Raw genomic sequence first — 24,819 nt, 5'->3', positions numbered from 1 at the left:
TGTCAGCTACCATGAGAAAAATATATAGCATAGCGGTACTGCTGTTGATCATCACAGCAGGCTGTAAGAAGTTCGATGATTTTCAGACAGATCCCAACAAGCCAACAAGCGCTACACCGGACCTGCTGTTGTCTACCGTAATCCAGAAAGCATTCCAGTCTACCACGCTGGGCGCCACACTGGCTACCCGCCAGATGGTATTTGTGAACAGTGTATCTAACGAGCAATACTATGGCTGGACAAGAGCCAGCTTTGACACCTATAAGGACCTGCGCCAGGTGGCAAAGATGGAACAGGAGGCAAACAGGATGCAGAAGCCGGAGTATATTCCGCTGGTGAAATTCTTCAAGGCCTATTACTTCATGCAGCTGACGAATACGTTTGGTGATATTCCTTATTCAGCAGCATTAAAAGGAGAGCAGGACACTATTTCGCCGGTATACGACAAACAGCAAGATATCTATATCGCTGTGCTGAATGATCTGAAGGCAGCAAATGCGCTGATCAGCAGTACTACGCCGGAAGTACAGGGCGATATCCTGTACAATGGTTCCATGCAGCAGTGGAAAAGACTGATCAATACCCTGTCCCTGCGTATCCTGATGAGCTTATCACTGAAAGAGAACAATACAACGCTGAATGTGAAAGGACGGTTTGCAGAGATCGTAAATGATCCTAACACCTATCCGCTCATGACAGGTAATGCAGACAACGGTCAGCTGGTATTCTATGATGTGCTGGGCACGCGTTATCCGACATACAACGACAACGACCTGCAGACTGCTTATTACCTGGATGCTACTTTTGTAGACCTGCTGAAAGGACTGAAAGATCCGCGCCTGTTCCGTTTTGCAGAGAAAGCGCCTAAGTATGCTTCATTGCCTGATAATGATTTTACCGCTTATGGTGGTGCGAAAGGCAGCGACCCTGTAAATGACAACAGTAACAAGGTGCTGGCAGGTGAAGTATCCAAGATCAAGTCACGTTACTTCAATAACCCGGTGAACGAACCAAGTATAGCCATCGGTTATGCAGAACTGCAGTTCATCCTCGCAGAAGCGGTAGTGCGTGGCTGGATCAACGGAGATGCGGCTGCTTATTATAAGAAGGGTGTACAGGCATCAATGCTGTTTTACGGTATAGACCAGGCCACAATTGACGCATACCTGCTATTGAACCCATTCCCGGCTACGAATCAGCTGGCAGCGATCATGACACAGAAATATATCGCTTCCTTTATGAACAGCGACTGGCATTTCTTCTTTGAGCAGCGCCGAACTGGTTTACCGGTATTTGATGTATCTGGTTCCGGTGTGCTGAACAACAAGAAGGTACCGAAACGCTGGATGTACCCTGTAACGGAATTACAGACCAACCAGGCGAATGTGGAAGCAGCTGTCAGCAGCCAGTTTGCAGGCGATGATAATATCAACGGCGTAATGTGGCTGCTGAAAACAGAATAAATAGTATTTTATATTTTTATGTTCATGATGAAGAAAATATACCTGGCTTCCTGCCTCAGCCTCCTGCTGGCAGGAGGCCTTCAGGCCCAGCAACAACGGGAAAAGAAAGTAGTATTTGTTATTGCGGATGGTATTCCGGCCGATGTGCTGGAAAAACTGAACACGCCCAATATTGACCGTATCGCTGCTGCCGGCAGGTATACCCGCATGCATGTGGGTGGGGACAAGGATACCTATAACCAGACACCTACCATCTCAGCAGTGGGGTATAACAGCCTGCTGACGGGCGTGTGGGTGAACAAGCACAATGTGCCTGACAACGATATTAAAGCGCCTAACTATCATTATTATAACCTTTTCCGGCTGTTTAAAACACAGTATCCGCAAAAGAAGACCGCTATCTATTCCAGCTGGCTGGATAACCGTACCAAACTGGCGGGCGATGGACTGCCGGAGGCTGGCAATGTGAAGATCGACCTGCATGCGGATGGTTACGAACTGGATACGGTGCAGTTCCCTCATGATAAAAAATCGGACTACATGCATCGCATTGACGAGAAAGTGATCGATGAGGCCAGTGCCGGTATTAAGAAGGATGCGCCTTCCCTGACATGGGTATACCTGGAGTATACAGATGACATGGGCCATGGATATGGCGACAGTCCGCAGTTCTACAATGCGGTGGAAATGATGGACAAGCAGATGGGCCGCCTCTGGGAAGCGATCACTTACAGGCAGCAGCATTTTGCGGAAGACTGGATGCTGGTAATCACTACAGATCATGGCCGTGACGAAAAGACCGGCCGCCATCATGGAGGACAGTCGCCCCGCCAGAGAAGCACCTGGATGGCGACCAGCTATAAGCCTGCAAACGATTATGCCCGTTATTATGAACCAGCAATCGTGGATATCATGCCGACTATTGCCAGTTACCTGAACATGAATATTCCTCCCCATACCGCGAGGGAGGTGGATGGTATTCCTATGATCGGGAAGGTGGCTATCGCAAATCCCACCGCCAATTTTATACAGGGGCATATCGATATCAAGTGGGCGGCTTTACAGGATACCGGTAAAGTGAAGATCTGGGTAACAACGACCAATCTTTTCAAGACAGGCGGAACTGACGAGTACCATCTGCTGGCAGAAGTACCCGTACAGGACCGTCGTGCGCTGCTGGATGTAACAAAACTGCCATCCAACTTTTATAAGATCGTATTGGAAACAAGTGCCAATACGGTGAATGAGTGGTTAGATCTGGATGCCAAGTCCAGGTAAGTAACGTTCTTTCAATATCCTTAAGTGGTGTAATTCATGACCAGGGATAATATAAGCCAATGCCCTGACAGAAAGAGCGTTGTTGTTGGACTTACCGATAAAAGCTTCCCGGTCTTTCTTCAGATTACGTAAGAGGTAAATAGACGATTCACGAACGATCCTGAATTCATCTGCCAGGTCCTGCAATGTGCGGTCGCCGGCATTTGAATTCAGGGCGTAATCGTCCTGCTCAAAGCCTGGTAACCCCTGTTGCTCTCCCCGGGCAAAACATAAGAGCCGGTAGGCAAGTACTCTTTCTGTATCAATCATATGTCCCAATGTTTCTTTAATGGTCCATTTACCGGGAGCATAGGAGTAGTTTGCTTTTTCCTCGGGAATAGCGGTAAAAAAAGCGTAGGTGCTGTCTTTTAATTCCTGCAGGACAGCGGGAACTTCGGCGTTGCCTACACACTCGATGTAGACGCCCTGGTAGGGCATAAATTCGCCAGGTTGAGGTCTGGATATCATGGGTGCGATTTTTGCTAATATTAAATAAAATTCCGTAAAAGCGCGAATTCGTGGCGGCAGATTTGGATATATTTGCATTAGTAAGAGTATTGCAGTGAGCAAGATATCCGGCTGACCGTTCCCTATCGTTTTTTAAAACCCGCATTGAATGGCATACATTGGTTTCATTAACCTGGCACTGATTATTGTAAACATTGTTGTGTCATACAAAGGATTGAAAGATCATTCCTTTTTTGACAGATATTCGTTTGAAGTGGACAATATCCTGGTATACAAGGACTATAAGCGTCTTGTCACCTCGGGCTTTCTGCACGTCAGCTGGATGCACCTGTTTTTCAACATGTTTGCACTTTACGCCTTTAGTACAAGTCTGGAGTTGCGGATGGGACTCTCGAGTTACCTCACGCTTTATTTCGCCAGCCTGGTAGGGGGTAATCTGTTGTCGTTACTGATACACCGCAATCATGGCGACTATAGTGCGGTAGGTGCTTCCGGCGCTGTCTGCGGAATCATCTTTGCGTCTATTGCCTTGTTCCCGGGCATGAGACTGGGTTTCTTCGGTCTGCCCTTCTCTATTCCTGCCTGGATCTATGGGTTGCTATATGTGCTTTATTCCATTTACGGTATCAGGTCGAAAAGGGATAACATCGGGCATGAAGCACATCTCGGCGGCGCGCTGATTGGCATGCTGGTGGCGGTTTGTATGGTACCGGAAGCAATTGCGGAAAATTATCCCACCATACTGTCCATTCTTCTCCCAGGCGCACTGGCCGTATATCTGATCATCACCCGTCCTCATTTGCTGCTGGTTGATAACCAGTACTTCAAGACCCATGTCGGCGACTATGATATTGACGACCGGTATAACCTGGACCGGATGGACCGGCAACAGGAGATTGATTTCCTGCTGGAAAAGATCCATAAAAAGGGGATAAAGAGTCTTACCAAGAAGGAGCGGGACACGCTGGAGAGGTATTCGCAATCGGTGTGAGAGATTGGTGATCAGGTAATCCTGGTTAGGTTGATCGGACAATAACAACCGAATTATATAATTCCAGCGATAAATATAAAAAAACGCATTCGCCGGGGTGAAACCCCGGACTACAAACACACGGCTCCTACGCGGAGCCGATCATGTTTTGTTAAAACCCGTATTTCCCGGGGTTGTCACCCCCGGGGCCACAAACACACGGCTGCGTCAGGAGCCGATTGTATTTTGTTTGTATGCCGTAGTGCCGGTATCCATGGAGTTTATATTTAATATCCCGTAATGTGTATCTTTGTAACAGAGAAACAAAGTGTTCATAATTTCTTAAACCGGGGGCTGAGAGAACAAGGAGAGAACAAGCAGAGAAGACGGAGAGAACAAGCAGTCCCTAAATACCAACAACTTGAAGAAGACATTTAAGGTCATCGGGTGGACAGTTTTAACCCCTGTATTACTGGTAGGCCTATACCTGTCAGCAGCCTATTTATTATCCCGTATTGCCGTGGCAAAGGAGGAAACTGCTGCCGCAGATATCCCGCTTTATATCCTCACCAACGGGGTGCATACCGACCTGGTAATGCCGGTACGTAACCAGCACATAGACTGGAGTAAAGAAGTGCTTTTTGAGAATACAACAGGCAAAGACACTACTGCACAATGGATCGCTTTCGGCTGGGGCGACAAAGGCTTCTACCTGGAAACGCCTACCTGGGCAGATCTGAAGTTCAGCACTGCTTTTAAGGCAGCTACCGGACTAAGTAGATCTGCGATCCATACCACTTATTACCACAACATGAAAGAAGGTAATGACTGTATCAGGCTGAATGTTGACAGTGCCCAATATGTAAGGCTGATCAGTTATATCCGGGAGAGTTTTGACAGGGATACCAGCGGAAATATTATACATATCGTCACCAATGCCAACTATGGAAGGACAGATGCATTCTATGAGGCCAAAGGAAGTTATAGCCTGTTCCATACCTGCAATACCTGGACCAACGATGGGCTGAAACACTGCGGACAAAAAGCCTGTCTATGGACGCCCTTCGATAAAGGCATTTTCTACCAGTACAGGTAATGTGCATACCCTGACGGGGTATTTGTGTAACTTTGCTTATCATGGCTATTCCAGAAAGTTATTCATTTCCTGATTTCCTGCTTTCTGCTGATGTTAAGCAGGATGATATCCATGTATTGTCTTATCAATCAACCGAAAACCGGATGAGAAATAAGATCATGCTGGGACATCACCTGTTCAGCTTCCTGCTGGAAGGAGAGAAGCGCGTGTACTATGCAGAGAAACATGCGGTGATAGATAATTCGCAATTCCTGCTCTTATCGTCCGGTAATTGCATCATGAGCGAAAAGCATGCATCTCATGGCGGAGCATATAAAAGTGTCATGCTCTCCTTTGAGCAGAATGTGCTCAGCAGCTTCTTTCTGAAATACCCTCATGTCTGCCCCGATACGCCGGAAAGTAATACAGCAGGTGAACCCTTTCTTGTTTTTAATAAAGATGGATTCCTCAGGAACTTTATAGACTCATTATGGCTGATGCTGGAGGGAGGAAAACCTTTATCCAGGGAAATGAAGCAGCTGAAATTTGAAGAGCTGCTCCTGTATATCGCAGACCGTTATCCGCAGCAGTTGCAGCGTCTGCGGGCTACGGTACATGAAACACAGGAAGACATGGTGATCAGGAGGTCGGCAGAAACAAACCTCTATAATAATGTGACCGTAGAGGAACTGGCTTTTCTCTGTAATATGAGCCTGTCTACTTATAAAAGGAAGTTCAGCAAGGTGTATGGTACAACGCCTACCAAATGGTTCCTGCAGAAGCGGATGGAAATGGCGGCTACCATGCTGCTGGCAAGGGGAGAAAAGCCTAGTGAGGTTTATCACAAAATAGGTTATGAGAATCACTCCAGTTTTACACAGTCCTTCAAACAGATCTATGGTCTTACACCCAGTGAATACCAGCAACAGAAATTGACTGTTCAGCCTTAGCTTTTGACCTGTTAGCCCTAATGCCCGCCCTTAGCTGCATAGTAGCTTTGTATCACATAAAACAAGGCACTATGAAAAGAATAAGCACACTGATCGCGATGGTCATCCTCGGTTGTTCTGCTGCCATGGCGCAGACCTTCACGCTGAAAAGCAATGATCTTAGCGGACAATTTGTGAATGATCAGTTATGGAATCAAATGGGATATCATGGAAAAAATATTTCCCCGCAATTATCATGGGAGAATGCACCTGCCGGTACACAGAGCTTTGCTGTTGCCATGTATGATGTAGATGCTCCGACAGGCAGCGGATTCTGGCACTGGATGATATACAATATTCCTGCAGATGTAAAGGAGCTGAAAGCCGGTGCAGGAGACCTTAGCCGCAACCTTTTACCTGCCGGCGCCGTAAATGGTATCAACGATACAGGAGCACCCGGTTATATCGGTCCTGCACCATTGCCCGGACTTCCTCACCAGTATCTCATCACCGTATATGCATTGAAAACAAAACTGCAGCTGGATAAAAATGCGCCAGCAGCACTTGCAGGTGTATTCCTGAATTTAAACGTGCTTGCAAAGGCTTCGATTGTTGCTTATTCACAGCATCCATGATAAGTGTAAGAGTCAGTCAGAAAGAAGTAGGAGGCTGGGGAATCATTTAAAAGACTATCTGTCATCATTACCCGGATGTAAAGAGAGGGTAGTAACAATAAATGAACATCCTAGCAGCGCATAAAAAGATCAGCTAAGTACCCACGTATATAAATAAGAAGGACCTGTATCAAAGTACGATACAGGCCCTCTTTAGTCTGATATTTACAGACAATTATTTAGTTTTTGCCGCTACTTCTTCCTGCTCTTTTTTGATGATGCGCTCAGCTTCAGTTCTTGCTTCATCACCTTTTACAGCTACGTCGGGGAGCACGCCAATACCTTCCCAGCCCTGGTCAGAATCGGGTGCTGCTACCATTTTCACCGGCAGGAATACTACCAGGTTTTCTTTCAGCGGTATCATGGAGCCTGCGATGCCCGCACCGGCGGTGGTGTCGCCTATGACGGTGGCCCTGTGCATTTTCTGCATGGCAAAAGCGAAACCTTCTGTCGCAGAAGCCGTACGTTTATTTACCAGTATATACAGTTTGCTGTCTGCCATTCTTTTACCAGGTACAAAAGGGTATGTCCATTCCTGGATATCTTTTGTCCTGTCTTTATGATAACCATGCAGGTAATAACGCTCATCACCCGGATTAAAGAAATAACCTGCGAGGAAGCGGCCCATCATGCCGGTACCACCGCCGTTATCCCTGATATCAATAATGATGTTCTTTGAATAGGCAGCCATGTTCATCGCGTTGGCAGCCATTTCAAAAGCCTCCTGGTCTCCGTGGAAACCACCGGATATTTTGATATAGGCAGTAGATGTTTTCTTGTCGAGTTCAACGGCATCAAAGCCATAGTTATTCCGTCTTTTCCTTTCCAGTTCCTTTTGCTCGTCTTGCGGCGTGCTGGTGTTGGAGAAGCTCCTGGTGAGCTGTTCAAAGTAATCTTTACTGAAGAAGATGGTCAGATGTACATCTTTATGCACGTCACGCAGGTCTTTTGTGATCTTTTTGGCAAGTTGTTCTGCAGTCAGATTTTCGTATGCCTTCTTTGTTTCCTGACTCTTTAAAGCAGCGATGTATTTCTTTGAGATATCCGGGAAGGGATAGCTCGCGTCCAATCCTTTACTGATCTTTTCAAGGATCTCGTGTGTGGTCTCTTTACTCACTACAGGTGCAGCCTCTTTTGCAACTGTCGCTGTAGTTTGCGCAGACATGAAAAGAGGGAGGGAAAGTAAGCCCAGCAGGGCGACGGGTTTATAACAGTTTAGTTTCATACAAAGTTGTTGGTTGATTAATATATAAGCAGCTTCTTTTGGATCATCGCTTTTTCATACTCATGCGGATATAATGCAAAACCCTTTTCAGCCAGCGTCTGCATCAGTTGTTTGATGTGTTGCTGTACCGTTTGCGGCAGTGTATAAAAGGCCGCATCCACCTGGATATGCCGTCCTTCATCCAGGGTTGAGTTCTGATGTCTGACCGCGATCTTTTGTCCTTTATAGTTGAGAATGATCTTGATCCTTCCATCATCATACCCGTTATCATCACTGCTGCCATACACGATCAGCGGATCTGCATTGCCATCGCCATCGAGGTCTTTCACTTCACAGAACTTTGTCCAGAACCAGATGGAGGTTTCCTGACCACCGTCAGCGTTATTACTGTTGATAAAATCTTTCAATTCCCATGTCTTCACAAGCCCGTTACCATCTATCTTCAGATTGACAGCGTTTATCTTCTGGTGCAGTGTGTCCTTCTTTGTTATATTGTCTATACTTTCAGAAAGAACGAGATAGTAGGCGCCGGATTGGTCCTGATAGCTGTATACTCTTCTGATGGGGTGTTGCAGGTTAAACTGCTTAACAACATCATCTGTAAATATTGTTGCGATAACAGCCGAGGAAAGGATCTCACTATTATTCTTTGCTTGTTGGGCATATAATCGATTGCCGCTTATCGCGATAATGAACATAGCTGCCAGGAACATCCTCATACTGATGAATCTTAAACGGATTGTTATAATCTTAAACAGATTGTTAGTATTTTAAATCAATTGTTAACGCTGTAGGGGCGGGCAATTGAACCGTGTGCAAGTTATCATTATTCACTAATTATTGCAATCTGTCCGCAACAGATTTCAGCGCTTTAACAAAACAATAAGAAGTGTTATTCTATTTGAAAAAATAGTTTCTCTTGATAAGGAAATTGGATGATGTAGCTGATCCTGAGCTGGCGATATGTGTGGATAAACGCATTAAAAAGGAAAAGCCTCTTAAGTAGAACTTAAAAGGCTTTCCTGACTAGACTAAAAATAAACAAATAAACTAAGCGCTTTAACCATTGACCTGTCTTCTCAAATGGTGCGAGGGAAAAGGCGCATCTTGTTATGCGTTGCAAAATTACTTGAACAAGTTTTTCGAAAGTATCCCTGAAATCCGGCATTTATGTATTTTGTTACTGAATGTAAATGCAAACCATATAGTGATATGAAAGTGTATATAACAAGGAATATTCCCGAAGCAGGGCTGAAACTGTTAAAAGACGCCGGTCTTGACGTTACTGTGTGGACGGAAATGTACCACCAGCCAGAGGAAGAGCTGATTAAAGTGCTGCAGCAATATGATGCGGTCCTGGTGTCTGGTCCTGTAAAAGTGGACCGTCATTTCCTGGAGTCCTGCCGTCATCTGAAAATAGTCTCCCTGATGTCGGTCGGTTACGATAATGTTGATACTGAGGCCGCAAAGACATTAGGCATCGCCGTAGGGAATACGCCCGGCGTATTAAGCGGTGCAACAGCAGATACTGCTTTCCTGCTGATGCTGGCTGCTTCGAGGAAGGCTTTCCATATGCACAAGGAAATTATACGTGGCAACTGGAATTTCTGGGACCCTACCGCCAATCTTGGTCTGGAACTGGGCGGTAGAACATTGGGTATTGTCGGCCTGGGCAAGATAGGTTTTGAACTGGCAAAGCGATGTGTAGGCGCGTACAACATGAAGGTCATCTATCATAACCGCGGTAGAAATGAGGAGGCTGAAAAAGCATTTGGGGCAGTACGGGTGTCTTTTGATGAACTGTTGCAGCAGAGTGATGTGGTATCTGTACATACAGCCCTGACACCGGAAACGAAAGGCCTCTTTGAGAAAAATGCGTTCAGTAAAATGAAGCCCTCTTCTATTTTTATCAACACCGCCAGGGGAGGCGTGCATAATGAAGAAGACCTGATCGCTGCGCTGGAGAACGGCACTATCTGGGGAGCTGGTCTGGATGTTACCAATCCGGAGCCGATGGCTCCTGATAACCCCTTGCTGAACATGCCCAACGTTGCCATTCTCCCCCATATCGGCTCTGCCACTGTGGACACACGCAGCGCGATGGCAGCGATTGCCGCAAGAAATGTGATCCTGGCCCTGCAGCAGCGTCCTTTAGAGCATGCCGTGGTAGAAAATATACACCTGGCGTAAACAGCATGCCCTGGTAGCTGTAAGGCAAAGCAGCGGCGGCCCATTACCAATTCCATCAACTGTTGAAGACGTTGTTTGGATCTGGTATTGTTGTCCCAGAGAGATAACCTGGGACAACAATACACAGACCGCCTTCAGTGGGCTGAACCACAACGAATAGCTTTATTTGATCTTTGCGCCGGTTCTCTCTCTGTCATTCTCATAGAGAATGATACCATTCACTTCATTCTTTTCGCCACGGGTGAATTTGATCTGTACATCAGCGATCTTCAGGAAAAAGAAATCCTCTTTTTCTGCATACAATGGAGTAGGTTGTTGTCCGCTGGGCTGTCCTGTCAGCACACCGTCCTTCACTGCTACTGTGATCGTAAACCCTTTCATATCATATTCGCCGGTATATTGCTGTAGCTTAACTTCCGGTACGGATATAGCGTTCCGCAATTTAGGGAGCGTATAAGGCCTGTTATAGAGGATTGACTGGACGGATTCGCCTATTCTGCCGATAGTATTGTCGGAGGCATTGTCCAGCAGGATGATACATACATCATCTTCCGGGATCCTGATAAGCGTAGTGATAAAACCATGAATGCCACCGCCATGATTGACCCTTCTTTTCCCTGCGATGGAGTCAATGATCATTCCATAACCATAATTATTTTTGACCGGCGTGTAGGCTCTTTCCCAGTCAGCTTTTGAGATGATCTTATACTGTTGCGCAGCCTGATGCCATTTGTACAGATCCCTGGTGGTACTGTACATGGCGCCCGCTGCAAAAGAGACGGAGGAGTCTACGCTGGGCGCCACCTTACTGCTGTCCTGGTTGATGAAAAAATAACCGGTGGACTTATCCTTACTCGCAAGCCGTTTGAAATCAAAGCCGCTATTGTTCATCTGGAGAGGATTAAAAATATATTCCCTTACCAGCTGTTCGTACGTTTTGTTGGCCGCCTTCTCAGCAATGCATCCCAGCAGGCAATAGCCTGAATTGGAATAATTCCATTTAGAGCCGGGAGAAAAATCCAGTGGTTTGTCTTTGAACAATGCCATGAGCTTTTCACGGCTGATAGGTTTGAAGACCTCGCTTTCCATGAAAGTCCGGTCATTGGTATAGTTGTAGATACCGGAAGTATGCGTCAGCAGATGCTGTATCGTAATGCTGTCTCCCTTGGGAAAATCGGGGAAGTATTTTGATACTTTGTCCTGTAGGCTGAGTTTCTTTTCTTCTTCCAGTTTCAGTATGACAACGGCTGTGAATTGTTTGGTAACAGAGCCCAGCTGGAAGATAGTACCCGTATCATCGCGCGTAGCGTCAGCCACATTACGGAAGCCATAGCCCTTGTGCAGCAGTATCCTGCCATGCTGTGCTATCAATGCGGTACCATTGAATTTGTACAACCTGTTGTAGGTGCTGAGGAGAGTGTCCAGCTTTGCAGCTGTTGTATCCTGGGCATGCGCATACTGCAGGCCACCAAGGAGGAAAAGGAGGCATATTAACTTTTTCATGGTGGATGTGAGGTTTGAAGACGGGGGCTATGTTGTGTACCTAAAGATAAAGTTATATTTTGGAATTATATTAATCCACGTCTCATGAAAAGAATATGGCTACTGGCAGGTCTTTGTTGTCTGGCTTTTATCACCGTCAACGCCCAGAAGAAAGGGAAACCCTTTAAAGTGATTGGTTTTTATACGGCGCTGCACGATCAGGCGCATATCAGTTTTGTGCATGAAGCGAACCGCTGGTTTGCAGCTAAAGCCAGGGAATATAACTTTACCTACGATTCCACCAATGACTGGCGGAATATGAATCCTGCTTTCCTGTCCCGCTACCAGGTGGTGCTATTCCTTGATACAAGACCGGATACGCCCGCACAACGGGAAGCCTTCCGGCAGTATATGGAACGTGGAGGCGCCTGGATGGGATTTCACTTTTCTGCATTTGCGCTCACACCCTCCGACTACCCACAGAACTGGGACTGGTATCACAATGAATTCCTGGGATCAGGTTCCTATGGCAGTAACACCTGGCGGCCCACATCTGCTATTCTGCGGGTAGAACATCCGGAGCATCCTGCCCTGAAACATCTGCACGCTACTTTCAAAGCTTCGCCCAATGAATGGTATCGCTGGTCTAATGATCTGAAGACCAACAAAGACATTACCATCCTGCTGTCTATTGACTCAAGCAGTTTTCCGCTGGGTACAGGCCCTAAACAACATGAGATCTGGCATAGCGGCTACTATCCGGTAGCATGGACGAATAAAAAATACAGGATGATCTATATGAATATGGGGCATAATGATATTGACTACGAGCATCATACCAACAAAGATCTTTCGCTTACATTCGGCAACAAGGAACAGGACCAGTTCACACTGAATGCACTGCTATGGTTGGGAGGCCGTTGACATTGCTGCAATATCTGTTAATGACCTGTTTCAACTACCTTTTCATATTCGTAGTGCCCTTTGATGTGTTTGTTCAGGTAAGTGCCTTTGGAGCCGGAGGTCTTCATGGCATGATACACTTCTTCCGGGACGTTCTTGTAGTCGTAGACCAGTCCTGAAACAAAGATGACCCGCAACGTGGACGTATCTCTGTCGTAATGCATCCTATATACAACAGTAGAAGGCATACTACCCGTCATACAATAGCCGGGCCAATGTCAGCAGCTTCAGCGGTGCTTTCTCCTGCCTTCCAGTATCCTGTAAAAAGAGCGGCTTCTGATCTCTTCCAGGGTGAGGCCGGTAGCCAGAACTTCTTCTTCGGATATAGCACCGCAATTGATGGCTTTGAGGAAGAAGTTCAACAATCCCTGACCGGTAGCTGCATCGTCAAAAATGTCTTTTGTCAGTGTAGAGATAGCCGCACGTTCTACAAATGTTTTCAACCGGAAAACGGCATCATCATAATTGCTCAGGAAAAAGTGATAAGTAGCGGCATAACGCATGGGCAGCTGTGCAGGATTGAGGTCCCAGCCCTGATAGAAACCATTGATCAGGGAGTGCATGGTATGGCCGTAACCTATGCGCCATGCATGATGTACGCTCTCATGGTTCTCCTGCACCTGTGCAAACGTAAGCTGATCGCCTTTATGCGGTGCTACGGGAATCACGTTGGTAGCGCCGTCTGAGAGGAAAATGCCGGTACTGCCCAACGCCACTTTCGTCATATGATGTGCGAAATCGCATACGGGGTGGGCCATCGTCTGATATTTCGCTGTAATACCGCAAGAGGCGGTATAATCGTAAGTACCAAAGTGCGCCGCAATACAACGGCCCTCACTGGCGCGTACGATGCGCATCAGCGGATTTCTGCCTTCATCATCCATGATGATCTGTGTAGCCTCTACCATTGTTTCCATTTTGAGAGCACCTGGTGCGAGGCCATGCGCCTTTTCCAGCAGTTCAAACAGTCTTACGAGTGTAGTGACCTGTTCCGGAATAGTGACCTTAGGTAACATCACCACAAAATTATCCGGTAACACGCCATCTGTCTGGTCTAAAAGCGTTGCCAGGAAGAGGTCCAGTGTGCGTACAGCACGATGTTTAAGGTCTTCCGTAAATGGTTTGATACGGATGCCGATAAATGGCGAGATCGTTTCATTCCGCATACCCTGCGCCAGTTCCTTAGCGGCAGCAATGGCGGTGGCATCTTCTTCATCGTCCGGGCGATTGCCAAACCCGTCTTCAAAGTCGATACGGAAATCTTCTACACCTTCCACAAAGAGTTTCCTTGCTATCTTTTTGTACACAGTATAATGGAGCCAGGCAGGTTCCTGTTTCCTGGCTGCATCAGACAGTCCTTCCAGCTTTTCTTCCAGTCGGGCAATATCTGCCTGCCGTTGCGGCAACCGGTCATGTCCTTCCAGTTGCAGGGCTTTGGCCAGTGCTACAAAGTTGGGCGCAAATGCACGCAGGTGTTTCAGTGCAATTTCTCCCATCCGCACGCAGGTGTCGGCCTTAAAGAGATTGGCGCCACCATATACAGTATGTACGGGCTGCCTGTCGGGTTTATCGCCCGGGTACACCTGCTGGAATCGCAGGTTCGCCTTCCCGAGCTCCTGCAGCAGCTGTTCTTTTTCATTGTCTGCTATTGCCAGTTGCATAATCTTATGGAGTTTTAAGTGCCACGGTACGTGGAATAACCAAATGGGTTTACTAAGAGGGGAACATGATAATGCTCACTGCCGCTGATATAAAAGACCACTTCTATAAAAGGATAAAAAGTGGTGATGCCACGGCTTTCAAAATAGATCTTCGTTTCAAACCGCAGCTTGTAAATGCCGGCAGGTATGATCACATCTTTTGCCAGCAGGTCTGTGATCCTGCCCTCTTTGTTGGTAATGCCTTCTGCTATGCAGGTCCAGAGCTGTTCTTCCTGGCGGGATAAGCTGACCGCTACATCCTGTGCAGGTTTACCGCTGGAGGTATCGAGAATATGTGTAGTGATCTGGCTCATGCACTTAATAGTTTTTTCAGTCTGAGGGCGGTGATCTTTTCCTGTTCCAGCATCGCGATCTTTATTTCTTCTTCAGGACTGTTCTTTAACCGTTCTGTAAGAATAGACAGCATTTCAGGAGCAGACTTGCCTGTGGCGCATACAATGAAGATGTAGCCGAATTTATCTTCATACAACTTATTCCCTTTGGCAAATGCCTGCAGTATAACGGTGGAGGCATCGATGGTGCCTGCCTGTTCCCGGCTGGCCCATTGCGCGGTAGCGGCAAATTTCTGTTGCAGGGAATGGAGGTCGCCTATCTTCGGATGATGAGTGAAAGCTTCCCGCCAGTCCTCTTCTGAACACTCGTGCCAGTGTTTTGCGGCGGCAGCCAGCAGGGCGTCTTCGTCTTTTACCGGAAATTCTTTTTCCATTTTTTCAATCCATGCGGTAGCGCCACAGCAGGTGCTGAGCGTTTCTTTTAGTTGTTCTGGTGTTAATGCATTAAGTGCTGTCAAAGTCATTGGGTGGAATTTATATAGTAGTGGGGAACCTGTTCACATTTTTGTAATAGATATAAACGGCAGGTTCTTTTCCCATTGCAGTAAACCATTGCTGGCAGTAAGGGGCCATCCAGATGGCATCTCCTTTTTTAACAGGATACCATTCATGGTCCAGCATGTAAACGCCCTGTCCCTGCAGGTACAGCAGTCCATGTTCCATGATATGTGTCTCTACGAAAGGGAGGTGCCCGCCGGCATCATAAGTGAATATATTCACGGCCATATCAAAGGAGAGATCGTCCGGCAGCAATACCTGTAATCGTAATGCAGGATCTCCGAGAAAAGCGGGTCCTGGTACGGCAGCTGCATCTCCGAATATCACAGGCGGATGATCATGTCCCGCCAGTTTTTCATATACCTTGTGGAAAGTGACGATCTGTGTACCTTCGGTGAAATGCTCCAGCCGGTAGGCATGTCCGGCGGGAACATAGCAGAACTGCCCGCCGCTCATTGCTTTGGTTTGTGTATCTGCCTTCGCTGTGCATTGACCAGAGATGACATAGAAAAAGATCTGCGCGGTTTCGGTATTGCCCGCAATGACACAATCTTTTTCAGCGGTGATCAATGTTTGTCCGAGCCTGGCGCCCATCTGTTCATTGATGATGACATTCACCCTGCAATGTGTCCATCCGGGTATTACACTGTTGACGTATCCGTCCGGGCAGATGACTGCATGATTTCTTTTTACTACTGATCTCGTCAATGCTGATATTTCCATATTACCCCTTTTTGTATACTTCTTTAAGGCGATGAATAAAGTGATCTGATACCTGTATAGCAACGGCGATATCTGCTGCGTCCACATGTTCCTGCGGATGATGACTGATGCCTTTGTAACATCTTACAAACAGCATACAAACCGGTGCTACGGCAGCTACCACTACTGCGTCATGTCCGGCGCCGCTGATGAGCTCTTTCACATTATAACCTGCTGCCGTGATAGACTGTGCCAACAGGTGATTGAGCGCGGTATCACATTCCACCGGTTTTATTTTTTGTACAATGTCCCAGTCGGCAGTAAGCTGTCGTTCGGCACATATCTGCGAAGCAATATCTTTCAGGGAACGGCGTACTTTTTTAAGCAGTAGTTTGTCTGTACTTCTGATATCGAGAGAACAGGTCACCTCTCCCGGTATGACATTGCTGGCCGCATTGGTGACCTCCAGGAGGCCTACGGTTGCTACCAGGTTATCATTGTATTGCAGACCGATACGTTCTACTGCCAGTATAAACTCTGCCGCCGCGCATAATGCGTCTTTCCTCATTTCCATGGGTACCGTGCCGGCATGGCCTGAGGTACCGTGAAACCGGACACGGATACGCTGTTGTCCGGCGATGCCCTGTACTACGGCAACAGGCAGGTTCTGGTTGTATAATACGGGTCCCTGTTCAATATGGATCTCATAATAGCCCAGCCATTCTTCTGCAGGAATAGCGTCTGCCGCCAGTGCATCTATATTTCCGCCGATGGTCCTGATCGCATCTCTGAGTGTGATGCCGGCGCTGTCCGTCTTATCGAGCAGTTTCGTATCAAAGTGACCGGTAACGGTAGCGCTGCCAAGGTAGGTGGTATGAAAGCGTACGCCCTCTTCATCGCTGAAGGCGATTAATTCTATATTGAAAGGAAGGCTGGTCCCTTCCTGTTGCAGGTGTGTGATAAGGTCAAGCGCCATGGTCACACCTAGGGGGCCGTCAAATTTGCCCGCATTTTTCACTGTGTCTATATGTGAAGCAATAACCAGTGTATGGGCATTGGGTTCATTGCTCGGCCATCGTCCCCTGACATTCCCGATATTGTCTATTCTGGCTTCTAAACCGGCTTCCTGCATCCACGACAGCACTTTACTGCAACCGCTGATGAAAGCGGAAGAACCGAATGTTCGGGTCACGCAGTTGGCATCTTCACTGATGCATGCCAGTTCGTGGATCCTGGCCAACACTGCGTTTGCTCTTTGTAAATAATCCATATCAGACATTTGGGAATTAGGAACTCATTATCGCCACGCCCGCCACACGGCTCGTACTGTCAATTATCAGCAGGCACGCCAGTTGCCTGTTGTCAGTCAAGGAATTTATGGCTCCGGGTTTTACCCCTGGAGGCCAGATTTACCCTTTACCCCTCAGTATCGTTTTCCCCTGGTAGAGGGACGTAAAATTTCCCTGGTCAAATACCTTTACGCCGCGTATATAAGTCTGTTCCACCACACCATAAAGCGTCTCGTTAACATAAGGGGTCAGTTTATGTTTATGGAACAATGTTTCGGCATGCACGGTGAATAACCGGTCGGGATCCCATACGACAAAGTCAGCATCATATCCCGCTGCTATTTTACCCTTCCTGTTCTGCACACCTGCCAGTATCGCGGGTTGTTCACACAACCATCGCGCGATCTGCGGTAATGTCACGTCCCGGCTCCGGCCTGCCGTCCATAATGCCGGCAATGCAAGCTGCAGGGAAGAGATGCCGCCCCAGGCCGTGGTAAAATCGCCGCTCTCCAATTCCTTCAGTTCCGGCGGGGAAGGGGAATGGTCTGTGGCAACAAAGTCTATCACACCTGCTTTCAGGGCTTCCCACAATTGCTGGTTGTTTTCCCTTTCGCGGATAGGAGGGGCGCACTTAAAACTGGTATTACCATCCGGTACTTCCTCTCCATTAAAATACAAATAATGCTGGGCAGTTTCAACAGTTATTGGCAATCCTTTTTCTTTTGCCGCTATGATATTTTCAATGGCATCTGCAGCAGAAAGATGCACAATGTGTACCCGGCAGCGGTGTTTTTCGCAGAGGCGGATCATCAGATCTATCGCAGCCTGTTCCCACGTCTGTGGCCGCGAGGCCATATATTGCCTGTGCGAACGTTTGTTGTCCTGTGCGAACGCAGGCTGGCCCTCTTCCATTAATTCGCAATGCACCAGCAGCGGCAGATCATACCGCGCAATGATGGGCATGACCTTCTCCAGGTCAGCTGCTGTAACATTGGGAAATTCATCAATACCGGAATGTGTCAGAAAGGCCTTAAACCCCTGGACGCCCTTATTGATCAGTGGTTCAATCTCATTTTCATTACCTGGAATAACACCACCCCAGAAACCGCAGTCCGCATGTAACTGTGCGGCAGCAGCGCTAAGCTTTTGTTCCAGCGCCTGTACGGTAGTGGTAACGGGCGAGGAATTGAGGGGCATGTCCACCAGCGTGGTAATGCCACCGGCTATAGCAGCGCGTGTGGCTGTGTCAAAGCCTTCCCAGTCTGTTCTGCCAGGCTCGTTAATATGTACATGGGGGTCGGTGATGCCCGGCATCAGGACCTTATCCCCTATATCAACGATGCTGGAGGCATTGTCGGGCAGGTCAGTCTGAATAGCGTGTATCCGGCCGTCTTTGACGAGTACTGCCGCCTGCTGTAAACCGTCAGGTGTGAGTATATTATTTCCTTTTATAATGAGGTCATACATATCGAGGGGTTCTAAGTAAAAGTAGGCAATTAATTCTTTATATTAGGGTATGTTATCATCAAATAAAATGCCCCATTATGAAAATCAAATTAGGAGAGAACAGTTACGGTAAGAACGCAGTGCAATTGTCGAAGATCATCCGCCATCCTGCTTACCATGAATTCCGGCAGATAACAGTGAACGTATCACTGAAGGGGGATTTTGATGAGGCGCATACGACAGGTGATAACAGCAAGATCCTGCCGACAGATACCCAGAAAAACACCGTGTATGCTCTGGCGAAAGATTACTTTAAATCTTCCATAGAAGACTTTGCTATATACCTGGCTAATTATTTTGTGACAACCCAATCACAGGTAGAAGCCGCTACTATTGAAATAACAGAACACCGGTACCACCGCATGCAGTTTGACGGGGTGGAACACGCTCACGCTTATATCGGTGGGGGATCAGAAAAACAGACGACCCGGGTAGTAAAGAACGCTTCCGATATCAGTGTGCAGTCTGGTATTACGGACCTGCTGATCCTGAAAACGACGGACTCCGGTTTTGAAAAGTACATCAAAGACAAGTATACCACGCTGAAGGAGACGGCCGACCGCATCCTGGCAACAAAGTGTGAAATAAACTGGACTTATGGGAACCTGCCTGCTGATTATACCGCACAGTTCAACAGCATACGTGAGTTATTGCTGCAGACATTCGCCGGCCACAAGAGCCTCTCGGTGCAGCAGACGCTGTATGCGATGGGTAAGGCAGTATTGGAAGCGTATGATGGTATCAAAGAGATCCATCTGCAAATGCCGAATAAACATCATATCCCCTTCAACCTGGAACAGTTTGATCTGCAGAACCAGAATGAGATCTTCATTGCCACCGACGAGCCTTATGGCCTGATAACAGCAACCGTGACGCGTGGATAGCGTGTTATAGTGGCCTAGTGCAGTACGGGAACATCATGCCGCACCTTTATCAGTTCTGCCGCAATGCTGACGGCAATCTCCGCCGGCGTCTGACTGCTGATGTTTAATCCCACCGGCGCATGGATCCTGCTCAATAGTGTTTCGCTGATCCCTTCCGCCCTGTAGGTATCGTACATCTTTTCAATTTTTGCGGCGCTGCCCAGTATCCCACAGTACCTGAACGATTTATGTAACAGCGCTCTCAGTGCAATATCATCCGTACGGTAACCAACGGTCATGATCACTACGTAATGATTGTCGCCCGGCGGGATCATTACTTTCAGCTGACTATAATCACGTACGATCGTCTTTTCATGCGCCGAACTGTTTTGCAGCAGTGTGTGGACATGTGGGCGGTCTTCGAAAACATGAACGTAAAAATCGAGTCTCTCCATGATATCTGACAACGCCAGTGAACAATGCCCTCCACCAATGATATACAGGAAATCGCGGTAACCGATCTTTTCGCGGTATACCCAATCCAGTTCTGACTGCATGGTATAGTAAAAGTCCGGCTCACCATGTATCTCGCTGGTGAAGCGCAGGCCCAGTGGCGACAGTTCCAGGATGCCCTGCTGGTTTTGCGAAAGGCAGGCAATGATCTTATTGACGGGTGTGATACTTTCCGGCAGCAATTTATACAGCAGGATAGACTGATCGCCGGAGCAGATCATACCGCTCTGGTGTCTGGAAGCTTCCTTGTCGTGGAATTGCCTGTGTATCGAGTAGGAAGTTGCGAAATGGCCCAGTTGTTCCTTCGCCATTTCCACAAACTTATGTTCCATGATACCACCTCCGATGGAGCCTTCTATATCTCCCGCATGATTTACGGCCATAAAGAAGCCCTGTCTGCCCGGACTACTGCCATGACTGTCCAGTACATAGAGCAGCATAACCGGTATATTCTGCCGCAGGCTTTTACAGATTAATTCCCAGGTGGCTAACTGTTTCTTCATTTTGCTGATTAGTTTCCTGAATGGTTTTTGAATATAGCGCCATCAACACTTTTTCTGGTGTCATAGGTGTACTGAAAGGGATATCAGCGTTTGGGTGGAATGCCCTTATTGCATTGCTGAGTGCAAACCAGGCGCCTATGCCGTACATCAGTGGTGGTTCTCCCACTGCCTTGGAACGGAATACGGCGAGGTTGTCATCATTGGTTTGTAATGCGTCTATTGCTATGGTTTTCGGCACGGAGTAAATATCCGGTACCTTGTAAGTAGATAAGGCATTGGAACGTAACCTGCCATCTCTGTCATAGATCACTTCTTCCATTGTCATCCATCCGATGCCCTGTACAATGCCGCCTTCAATTTGTCCGCGGTCAATGTCTGTATTCATACTGTGACCAAAATCATGCACCACCTTTACTGTATCGATGGTATAAGTTCCCCTGAGGCAGTCGACCGTCGCTTCCAGGATGGCGGTGCCATATACGTGATAAGCAAAAGGATGTCCCTTCTCTTTTGCCTCATCGAAGTATATTTCAGGGGTTGTATAATGTGCATGTTCGGAGAGATTAACCCTTTGCCGGAAGGCGGTATTAACCAGCTGCTGCCAGTTCCAGGAAGAAGGTGTGCCCTTCACCAGTACCTGCTCATTCACCAATGAAATATCTTCCGGCGCTACCTCCAGGCCATCTGCAGCTACGCGTTTCAGGCGTTCCAGGATGGCGGTACAGGCCATTAAGGTAGCTTTCCCGTTCAGGTCAGCAGTTGCACTGGCGGCAGAAGGAGAGGTATTGGCAATGGTGTAGGTGCTGGTATGATTGAGTTTTATTCTTTCAGGAGCGATGGCAAAGGTATGTGCAGCCACCTGCAATATTTTGGTATTGACACCCTGACCCATCTCCACGGCGCCGGTACTGATGTTGACACTGCCATCGGAATAGACATGCACCAGCGAGCGGGCATTGTTCATCATGGTGTTGGTAAAGGAAATGCCGAAGCAGACGGGCATGCAGGCAAGCCCTTTTTTATGCAGCTTGTGGGAAGCATTGAAGCTGCTGACTGCCCTGCGGAGATCCTCGTATCTGTATAATGCTTCCGCTTTTTCCCAGCAGGCCATTGCTTCACTTTTGGCAATCTGTCCATAGGGAAATTCCTGTCCTGTCTGAATAAGGTTTCTTTTCTGAATGAGCGAAGCGTCTACCTGTAATGCCTGTGCAGCTTTAGCGATAGCAGCCTCTATGACAAACATGCCCTGCGGCCCGCCAAAGCCTCTGAATGCGGTATTGGGCGGCAGGTTGGTCCGGCAGCTCCAGGCGGTGGCCTTTACATGCGGAACGAAATATGAATTGGTGCAGTGGAATAATGTTCTGGCCAGTACTGCGGGAGAAAGATCAGCAGAAGCGCCCGCATTCTGGAAGAAGGACACTTCGTAGGCGATGATCTTATACTCATCGTCCAGTCCTATTTTGAAGTCGGCCGCATAAGGGTGCCGCTTACCTGTCATGACCATATCCTCCATCCTGTGAAGGGCATATTTGACAGGTCTTTTCAGCAGCCATGCAGCCAGTGCGCAGAGCGAAGCCCAGGTGTTTGCCTGGTCTTCCTTCCCGCCGAAGCCGCCTCCCAGGCGCGTAACGATAACCTCAAAGCGGTGCATGGGCTGTCCCAGCACGGAACTTACCGCCCGCTGTACTGCAGCCGGCCCCTGTGTCGAGGAATAGATACGCAGGCTGTTGTTCTCCTGCGGAATGGCGTAAGCGCCCTGTGTTTCTATGTATAGGTGTTCCTGGCCGTTGATGTCTACACTGCCTTCAAAGATGTGTGAACATTGTCGCCAGGCGTTGTCTATATCGCCCTGTGTGAAAGTACGGGGTGGGATGATGAGTTCTCCTTTGGCCTGCGCTTCCCTGGGATCGGTAATAATGGGCAGTGGGTCGATTTTTACCCTGATCTTCTTTACGGCAGCCCTGGCTGCCTCGCGGGTATGCGCCACTACGAAAGCCACCGGCATACCGCAGAAGTGGACATGATGATCGGCCAGCAGCGGTTCGTCTTTGATAATGCCGCCTATTTCATTTTGTCCGGGGATATCTGCAGCGGTGAGTATACGTACCACGCCCGGCACCTGCAGGGCATCCTCCAGTATCAATTCCCTGATGGCGCCATGTGCTACCGGCGAGCCAAACGCTGCGCCAAACAAGGTGCCACCAAGTAGCGGCACATCGTCCAGGTACATAGAAGTACCGCTGACATGGGTATTGGAATCAATATTTTTCATACCACGTTATAATAACAGTTCCACCTGCAGAGAAGGGAACAGGGTGATGAAATGCGCTTTTATAAGTTGTTCCAGCAACAACCGTTTGTACACTGCTGTGCCTCTGGCGTCACTGATGGGCGTGATCTCCGACTGTGCAATGGCGCATGCCACCTTTATCACCGCCCCACTGGGCGCCTTTCCTGTGAGGAAGGCAGCGGTATCGGGGAGTAATGCCGGTATGGGGCCTACGCCGCCTGCCGAAATTCTGACTGTGCCGATCAGGTTTTCCTTCATAGTGATACAGATTGCCGTATTCACACTGGCAATATCCAGGTTGGTACGTTTGCTGACCTTTTCGAAATGGAAACCGGTATTGGCGTCAGGCACGTCAAACCAGCAGCGTGTCATATATTCTTCCGGACGTTTATCCAGTTGCTTGTAGCCTTTATACAATTCCCGCAGCGGTAATGTTCGGTTATTGATGCCGTCACTCAGTTCAATGGTAGCATCCAGTGCCAGGAAGAAGATGGTCAGATCGCCTATGGGAGAGGCGTTGATAAAATTCCCGGCAATGGTAGCCATGTTGCGGATGGGAGTGGAAGAGATCAGGCTCATATAACTTCCCAGTGCGGGAAAATGCGCCCGCATGATGGGAGATGCCAGCAGGTCGTTCACCGTGCAGGAAGCGCCGACCACACAGCGGTTGTCCTCCCGGGTGATGCCTTTGAGCATTTCCTGTCCGAACAGGAAGCGGAGGGGTTGTTCCTGTATTTCTTCCGGTTGCTGAACATACAGATCAGTTCCTCCGGCTACAAATCGGGGCACCGTTCCCGAAGGCGGAGCCAATTCCCCGTTTAACGACAAAAGGAGGCGTTTAAGCCGCTCTTTTATGCCCGAGAAGTATCCGGGAAGGATTTGCTGTTCTGCGGCAAATTGGGCCGGTTCCTCGTCATTTCGCCCCGCCAGTTCGATAGCAACGGCAGCGGCAGCTCTCTCAATGGATTTATACCCCGTACAACGGCAGATATTTCCATCAATAGCGGTAATGGCATTTTCCACGATAGGCGGCTGTTTGCTGAGGCAAAATCCGGCAAGGGACATTACAAATCCCGGGGTACAGAAACCACATTGGGTAGCGGCATTGTCTACCATGGCCTGCTGTATGACATTGAGCGCCGGCAGCATATTGACGCCTTCGATGGTCACGATATGTTTGCCGTGTGCGTTGCCCAGGGGCATCAGGCAGGAGGTAAAGGAACGGTAAACCAGCGAGCCATGTTGTAACTCACCTGCCAGGATGGTGCAGGCACCACAATCGCCTTCATTGCAACCGGTTTTTGTACCGGTCAGGTGCTGATGGTAACGTATGAAATCCAGCAGCGGCATACCAGGTGGGAGGCTGGTACCAACATCTTCATTATTGAGAATAAACTTCAGCACGGGTAACAAATGTGGTTTGTCTGAAGTTAACGAAAATTTTCCATCTATACCAGCTAAAAACCGCATTCATAGAACGTTTCCGGCAAATATTTTAGCCGGCGGGCCGCTTCAGGTCAGGTTGTAATATCAGGCGTGGCTGCCGGACTGATGCTGTCACTGCAGCAGGTGGGGATATCAATCCTGCGGCAGGCACTTTTCTTCGATGGTCAGGGCGATCCTGTCCAGTAATTCCCTGTTCAGATGTTCTGTTTCCTCCACATAATCGGGAACCAGTCTTTGTTTATCATTCTGGTAAAAAATGATCTCCGTGCCATTTACCGTGGCAGAGATCTTATACTCATGGCCGATCTTTTCTATGCCCGCCTGGATAATGTATTGTTCCCCGCCATATTCAACCTTTAATTCATGCGTTTCCATAATGTCTGTTTCTTTTACCAAAACA

Annotated in this window: 24 protein-coding genes; 9 read left to right on the top strand and 15 right to left on the bottom strand. The window is 48.1% G+C overall.

The window, feature by feature from the left end; all coding sequences use genetic code 11:
- Positions 1-11: 11 nt before the first annotated feature.
- Both L3C95_RS12855 and L3C95_RS12850 read left to right on the top strand, forming a co-directional pair.
- On the top strand, positions 12-1,463 hold the full coding sequence (locus L3C95_RS12855) for a SusD/RagB family nutrient-binding outer membrane lipoprotein (protein WP_236387723.1): 1,452 nt from the start codon (positions 12-14) through the stop codon (positions 1,461-1,463).
- 24 nt (positions 1,464-1,487) lie between these two features.
- Positions 1,488-2,741 (top strand): alkaline phosphatase family protein, encoded by a 1,254-nt coding sequence (locus L3C95_RS12850; RefSeq protein WP_236387721.1) that lies wholly within the window; start codon positions 1,488-1,490, stop codon positions 2,739-2,741.
- On the opposite strand, the gene L3C95_RS12845 is transcribed toward L3C95_RS12850, so the two are convergent.
- Positions 2,715-3,248: a DinB family protein gene (locus L3C95_RS12845; protein WP_236387719.1), complete on the bottom strand. Its 534-nt coding sequence runs from the start codon at positions 3,246-3,248 to the stop codon at positions 2,715-2,717. The two genes, L3C95_RS12850 and L3C95_RS12845, sit on opposite strands and share 27 nt — an antisense overlap.
- A gap of 148 nt (positions 3,249-3,396) precedes the next feature.
- Here L3C95_RS12845 and L3C95_RS12840 point away from each other — a divergent pair, with 148 nt between their 5' ends.
- The 4 genes from L3C95_RS12840 (at position 3,397) to L3C95_RS12825 (ending at position 6,857) form a co-directional block, all read left to right on the top strand.
- Entirely contained in the window at positions 3,397-4,239 is an 843-nt protein-coding gene (locus L3C95_RS12840) for a rhomboid family intramembrane serine protease (RefSeq protein WP_236387716.1), read from the top strand.
- 400 nt (positions 4,240-4,639) lie between these two features.
- Positions 4,640-5,314, top strand: coding sequence for a TIGR02117 family protein (locus L3C95_RS12835; protein ID WP_236387709.1), 675 nt, complete (start codon positions 4,640-4,642; stop codon positions 5,312-5,314).
- Between the two features lie 41 nt (positions 5,315-5,355).
- Positions 5,356-6,243, top strand: a complete 888-nt coding sequence (locus L3C95_RS12830) for a helix-turn-helix domain-containing protein (RefSeq protein ID WP_236387708.1) — start codon at positions 5,356-5,358, stop codon at positions 6,241-6,243.
- Between the two features lie 71 nt (positions 6,244-6,314).
- Positions 6,315-6,857, top strand: coding sequence for a YbhB/YbcL family Raf kinase inhibitor-like protein (locus L3C95_RS12825; RefSeq protein WP_236387707.1), 543 nt, complete (start codon positions 6,315-6,317; stop codon positions 6,855-6,857).
- A gap of 214 nt (positions 6,858-7,071) precedes the next feature.
- Here the strand turns inward: L3C95_RS12825 and L3C95_RS12820 are convergent, their stop codons facing one another.
- Positions 7,072-8,121 (bottom strand): S41 family peptidase, encoded by a 1,050-nt coding sequence (locus L3C95_RS12820; RefSeq protein WP_236387701.1) that lies wholly within the window; start codon positions 8,119-8,121, stop codon positions 7,072-7,074.
- A gap of 17 nt (positions 8,122-8,138) precedes the next feature.
- On the bottom strand, positions 8,139-8,840 hold the full coding sequence (locus L3C95_RS12815) for a M949_RS01915 family surface polysaccharide biosynthesis protein (RefSeq protein WP_236387698.1): 702 nt from the start codon (positions 8,838-8,840) through the stop codon (positions 8,139-8,141).
- A 493-nt stretch (positions 8,841-9,333) separates the two neighbouring features.
- Between L3C95_RS12815 and L3C95_RS12810 the strand changes: the two genes are divergently transcribed.
- Positions 9,334-10,311: a 2-hydroxyacid dehydrogenase gene (locus tag L3C95_RS12810; protein WP_236387687.1), complete on the top strand. Its 978-nt coding sequence runs from the start codon at positions 9,334-9,336 to the stop codon at positions 10,309-10,311.
- A 162-nt stretch (positions 10,312-10,473) separates the two neighbouring features.
- Here the strand turns inward: L3C95_RS12810 and L3C95_RS12805 are convergent, their stop codons facing one another.
- Positions 10,474-11,814 (bottom strand): serine hydrolase, encoded by a 1,341-nt coding sequence (locus L3C95_RS12805; protein WP_236387677.1) that lies wholly within the window; start codon positions 11,812-11,814, stop codon positions 10,474-10,476.
- Between the two features lie 84 nt (positions 11,815-11,898).
- Between L3C95_RS12805 and L3C95_RS12800 the strand changes: the two genes are divergently transcribed.
- Entirely contained in the window at positions 11,899-12,717 is an 819-nt protein-coding gene (locus L3C95_RS12800; protein WP_236387674.1) for a ThuA domain-containing protein, read from the top strand.
- Positions 12,718-12,734: 17 nt separating this feature from the next.
- On the opposite strand, the gene L3C95_RS12795 is transcribed toward L3C95_RS12800, so the two are convergent.
- The 7 genes from L3C95_RS12795 to allB all read right to left on the bottom strand — a co-directional run bounded on the left by L3C95_RS12795 (position 12,735) and on the right by allB (position 18,765).
- The gene (locus L3C95_RS12795; RefSeq protein ID WP_262915862.1) at positions 12,735-12,944 is read right to left on the bottom strand and encodes a KTSC domain-containing protein; all 210 of its coding nucleotides are present in this window, start codon (positions 12,942-12,944) and stop codon (positions 12,735-12,737) included.
- Between the two features lie 39 nt (positions 12,945-12,983).
- A complete protein-coding gene (locus L3C95_RS12790) occupies positions 12,984-14,417 on the bottom strand; it encodes a DUF6986 family protein (protein ID WP_236387670.1) in 1,434 nt (477 codons plus the stop codon).
- Positions 14,418-14,431: 14 nt separating this feature from the next.
- Positions 14,432-14,770 carry a hydroxyisourate hydrolase gene (uraH, locus tag L3C95_RS12785; RefSeq protein ID WP_236387668.1) on the bottom strand — a complete coding sequence of 113 codons (339 nt, stop codon included), beginning with the start codon at positions 14,768-14,770 and terminating at the stop codon, positions 14,432-14,434.
- Positions 14,767-15,273, bottom strand: a complete 507-nt coding sequence (gene uraD, locus L3C95_RS12780; protein WP_236387652.1) for a 2-oxo-4-hydroxy-4-carboxy-5-ureidoimidazoline decarboxylase — start codon at positions 15,271-15,273, stop codon at positions 14,767-14,769. Before uraD ends, uraH begins: the two co-directional genes overlap by 4 nt.
- A 10-nt stretch (positions 15,274-15,283) precedes the next feature.
- The gene (allE, locus tag L3C95_RS12775) at positions 15,284-16,030 is read right to left on the bottom strand and encodes a (S)-ureidoglycine aminohydrolase (protein ID WP_236387650.1); all 747 of its coding nucleotides are present in this window, start codon (positions 16,028-16,030) and stop codon (positions 15,284-15,286) included.
- A 1-nt stretch (position 16,031) separates the two neighbouring features.
- Complete coding sequence (locus L3C95_RS12770; protein WP_236387648.1) at positions 16,032-17,279, bottom strand: allantoate amidohydrolase; 1,248 nt, start codon at positions 17,277-17,279, stop codon at positions 16,032-16,034.
- 139 nt (positions 17,280-17,418) lie between these two features.
- Positions 17,419-18,765, bottom strand: coding sequence for an allantoinase AllB (gene allB / locus L3C95_RS12765; protein ID WP_236387645.1), 1,347 nt, complete (start codon positions 18,763-18,765; stop codon positions 17,419-17,421).
- Between the two features lie 77 nt (positions 18,766-18,842).
- Between allB and pucL the strand changes: the two genes are divergently transcribed.
- Positions 18,843-19,688, top strand: coding sequence for a factor-independent urate hydroxylase (gene pucL, locus L3C95_RS12760; RefSeq protein ID WP_236387644.1), 846 nt, complete (start codon positions 18,843-18,845; stop codon positions 19,686-19,688).
- Between the two features lie 14 nt (positions 19,689-19,702).
- Here the strand turns inward: pucL and L3C95_RS12755 are convergent, their stop codons facing one another.
- The 4 genes from L3C95_RS12755 to L3C95_RS12740 form a co-directional block, all read right to left on the bottom strand.
- Complete coding sequence (locus tag L3C95_RS12755; RefSeq protein WP_236387642.1) at positions 19,703-20,683, bottom strand: XdhC family protein; 981 nt, start codon at positions 20,681-20,683, stop codon at positions 19,703-19,705.
- A complete protein-coding gene (locus tag L3C95_RS12750) occupies positions 20,646-22,955 on the bottom strand; it encodes a xanthine dehydrogenase molybdopterin binding subunit (protein ID WP_236387640.1) in 2,310 nt (769 codons plus the stop codon). The genes L3C95_RS12755 and L3C95_RS12750 overlap by 38 nt, the downstream gene beginning before the upstream one ends.
- Before the next feature lie 6 nt (positions 22,956-22,961).
- On the bottom strand, positions 22,962-24,443 hold the full coding sequence (locus tag L3C95_RS12745; protein ID WP_236387638.1) for an FAD binding domain-containing protein: 1,482 nt from the start codon (positions 24,441-24,443) through the stop codon (positions 22,962-22,964).
- A 108-nt stretch (positions 24,444-24,551) separates the two neighbouring features.
- Positions 24,552-24,794: a hypothetical protein gene (locus tag L3C95_RS12740; protein ID WP_236387637.1), complete on the bottom strand. Its 243-nt coding sequence runs from the start codon at positions 24,792-24,794 to the stop codon at positions 24,552-24,554.
- Between the last annotated feature and the right edge of the window lie 25 nt (positions 24,795-24,819).

This window comes from Chitinophaga filiformis (assembly GCF_021646545.1).
Classification (GTDB): Bacteria; Bacteroidota; Bacteroidia; order Chitinophagales; family Chitinophagaceae; genus Chitinophaga; species Chitinophaga filiformis_A.
This window is presented reverse-complemented; position numbering and strand designations above follow the sequence as displayed.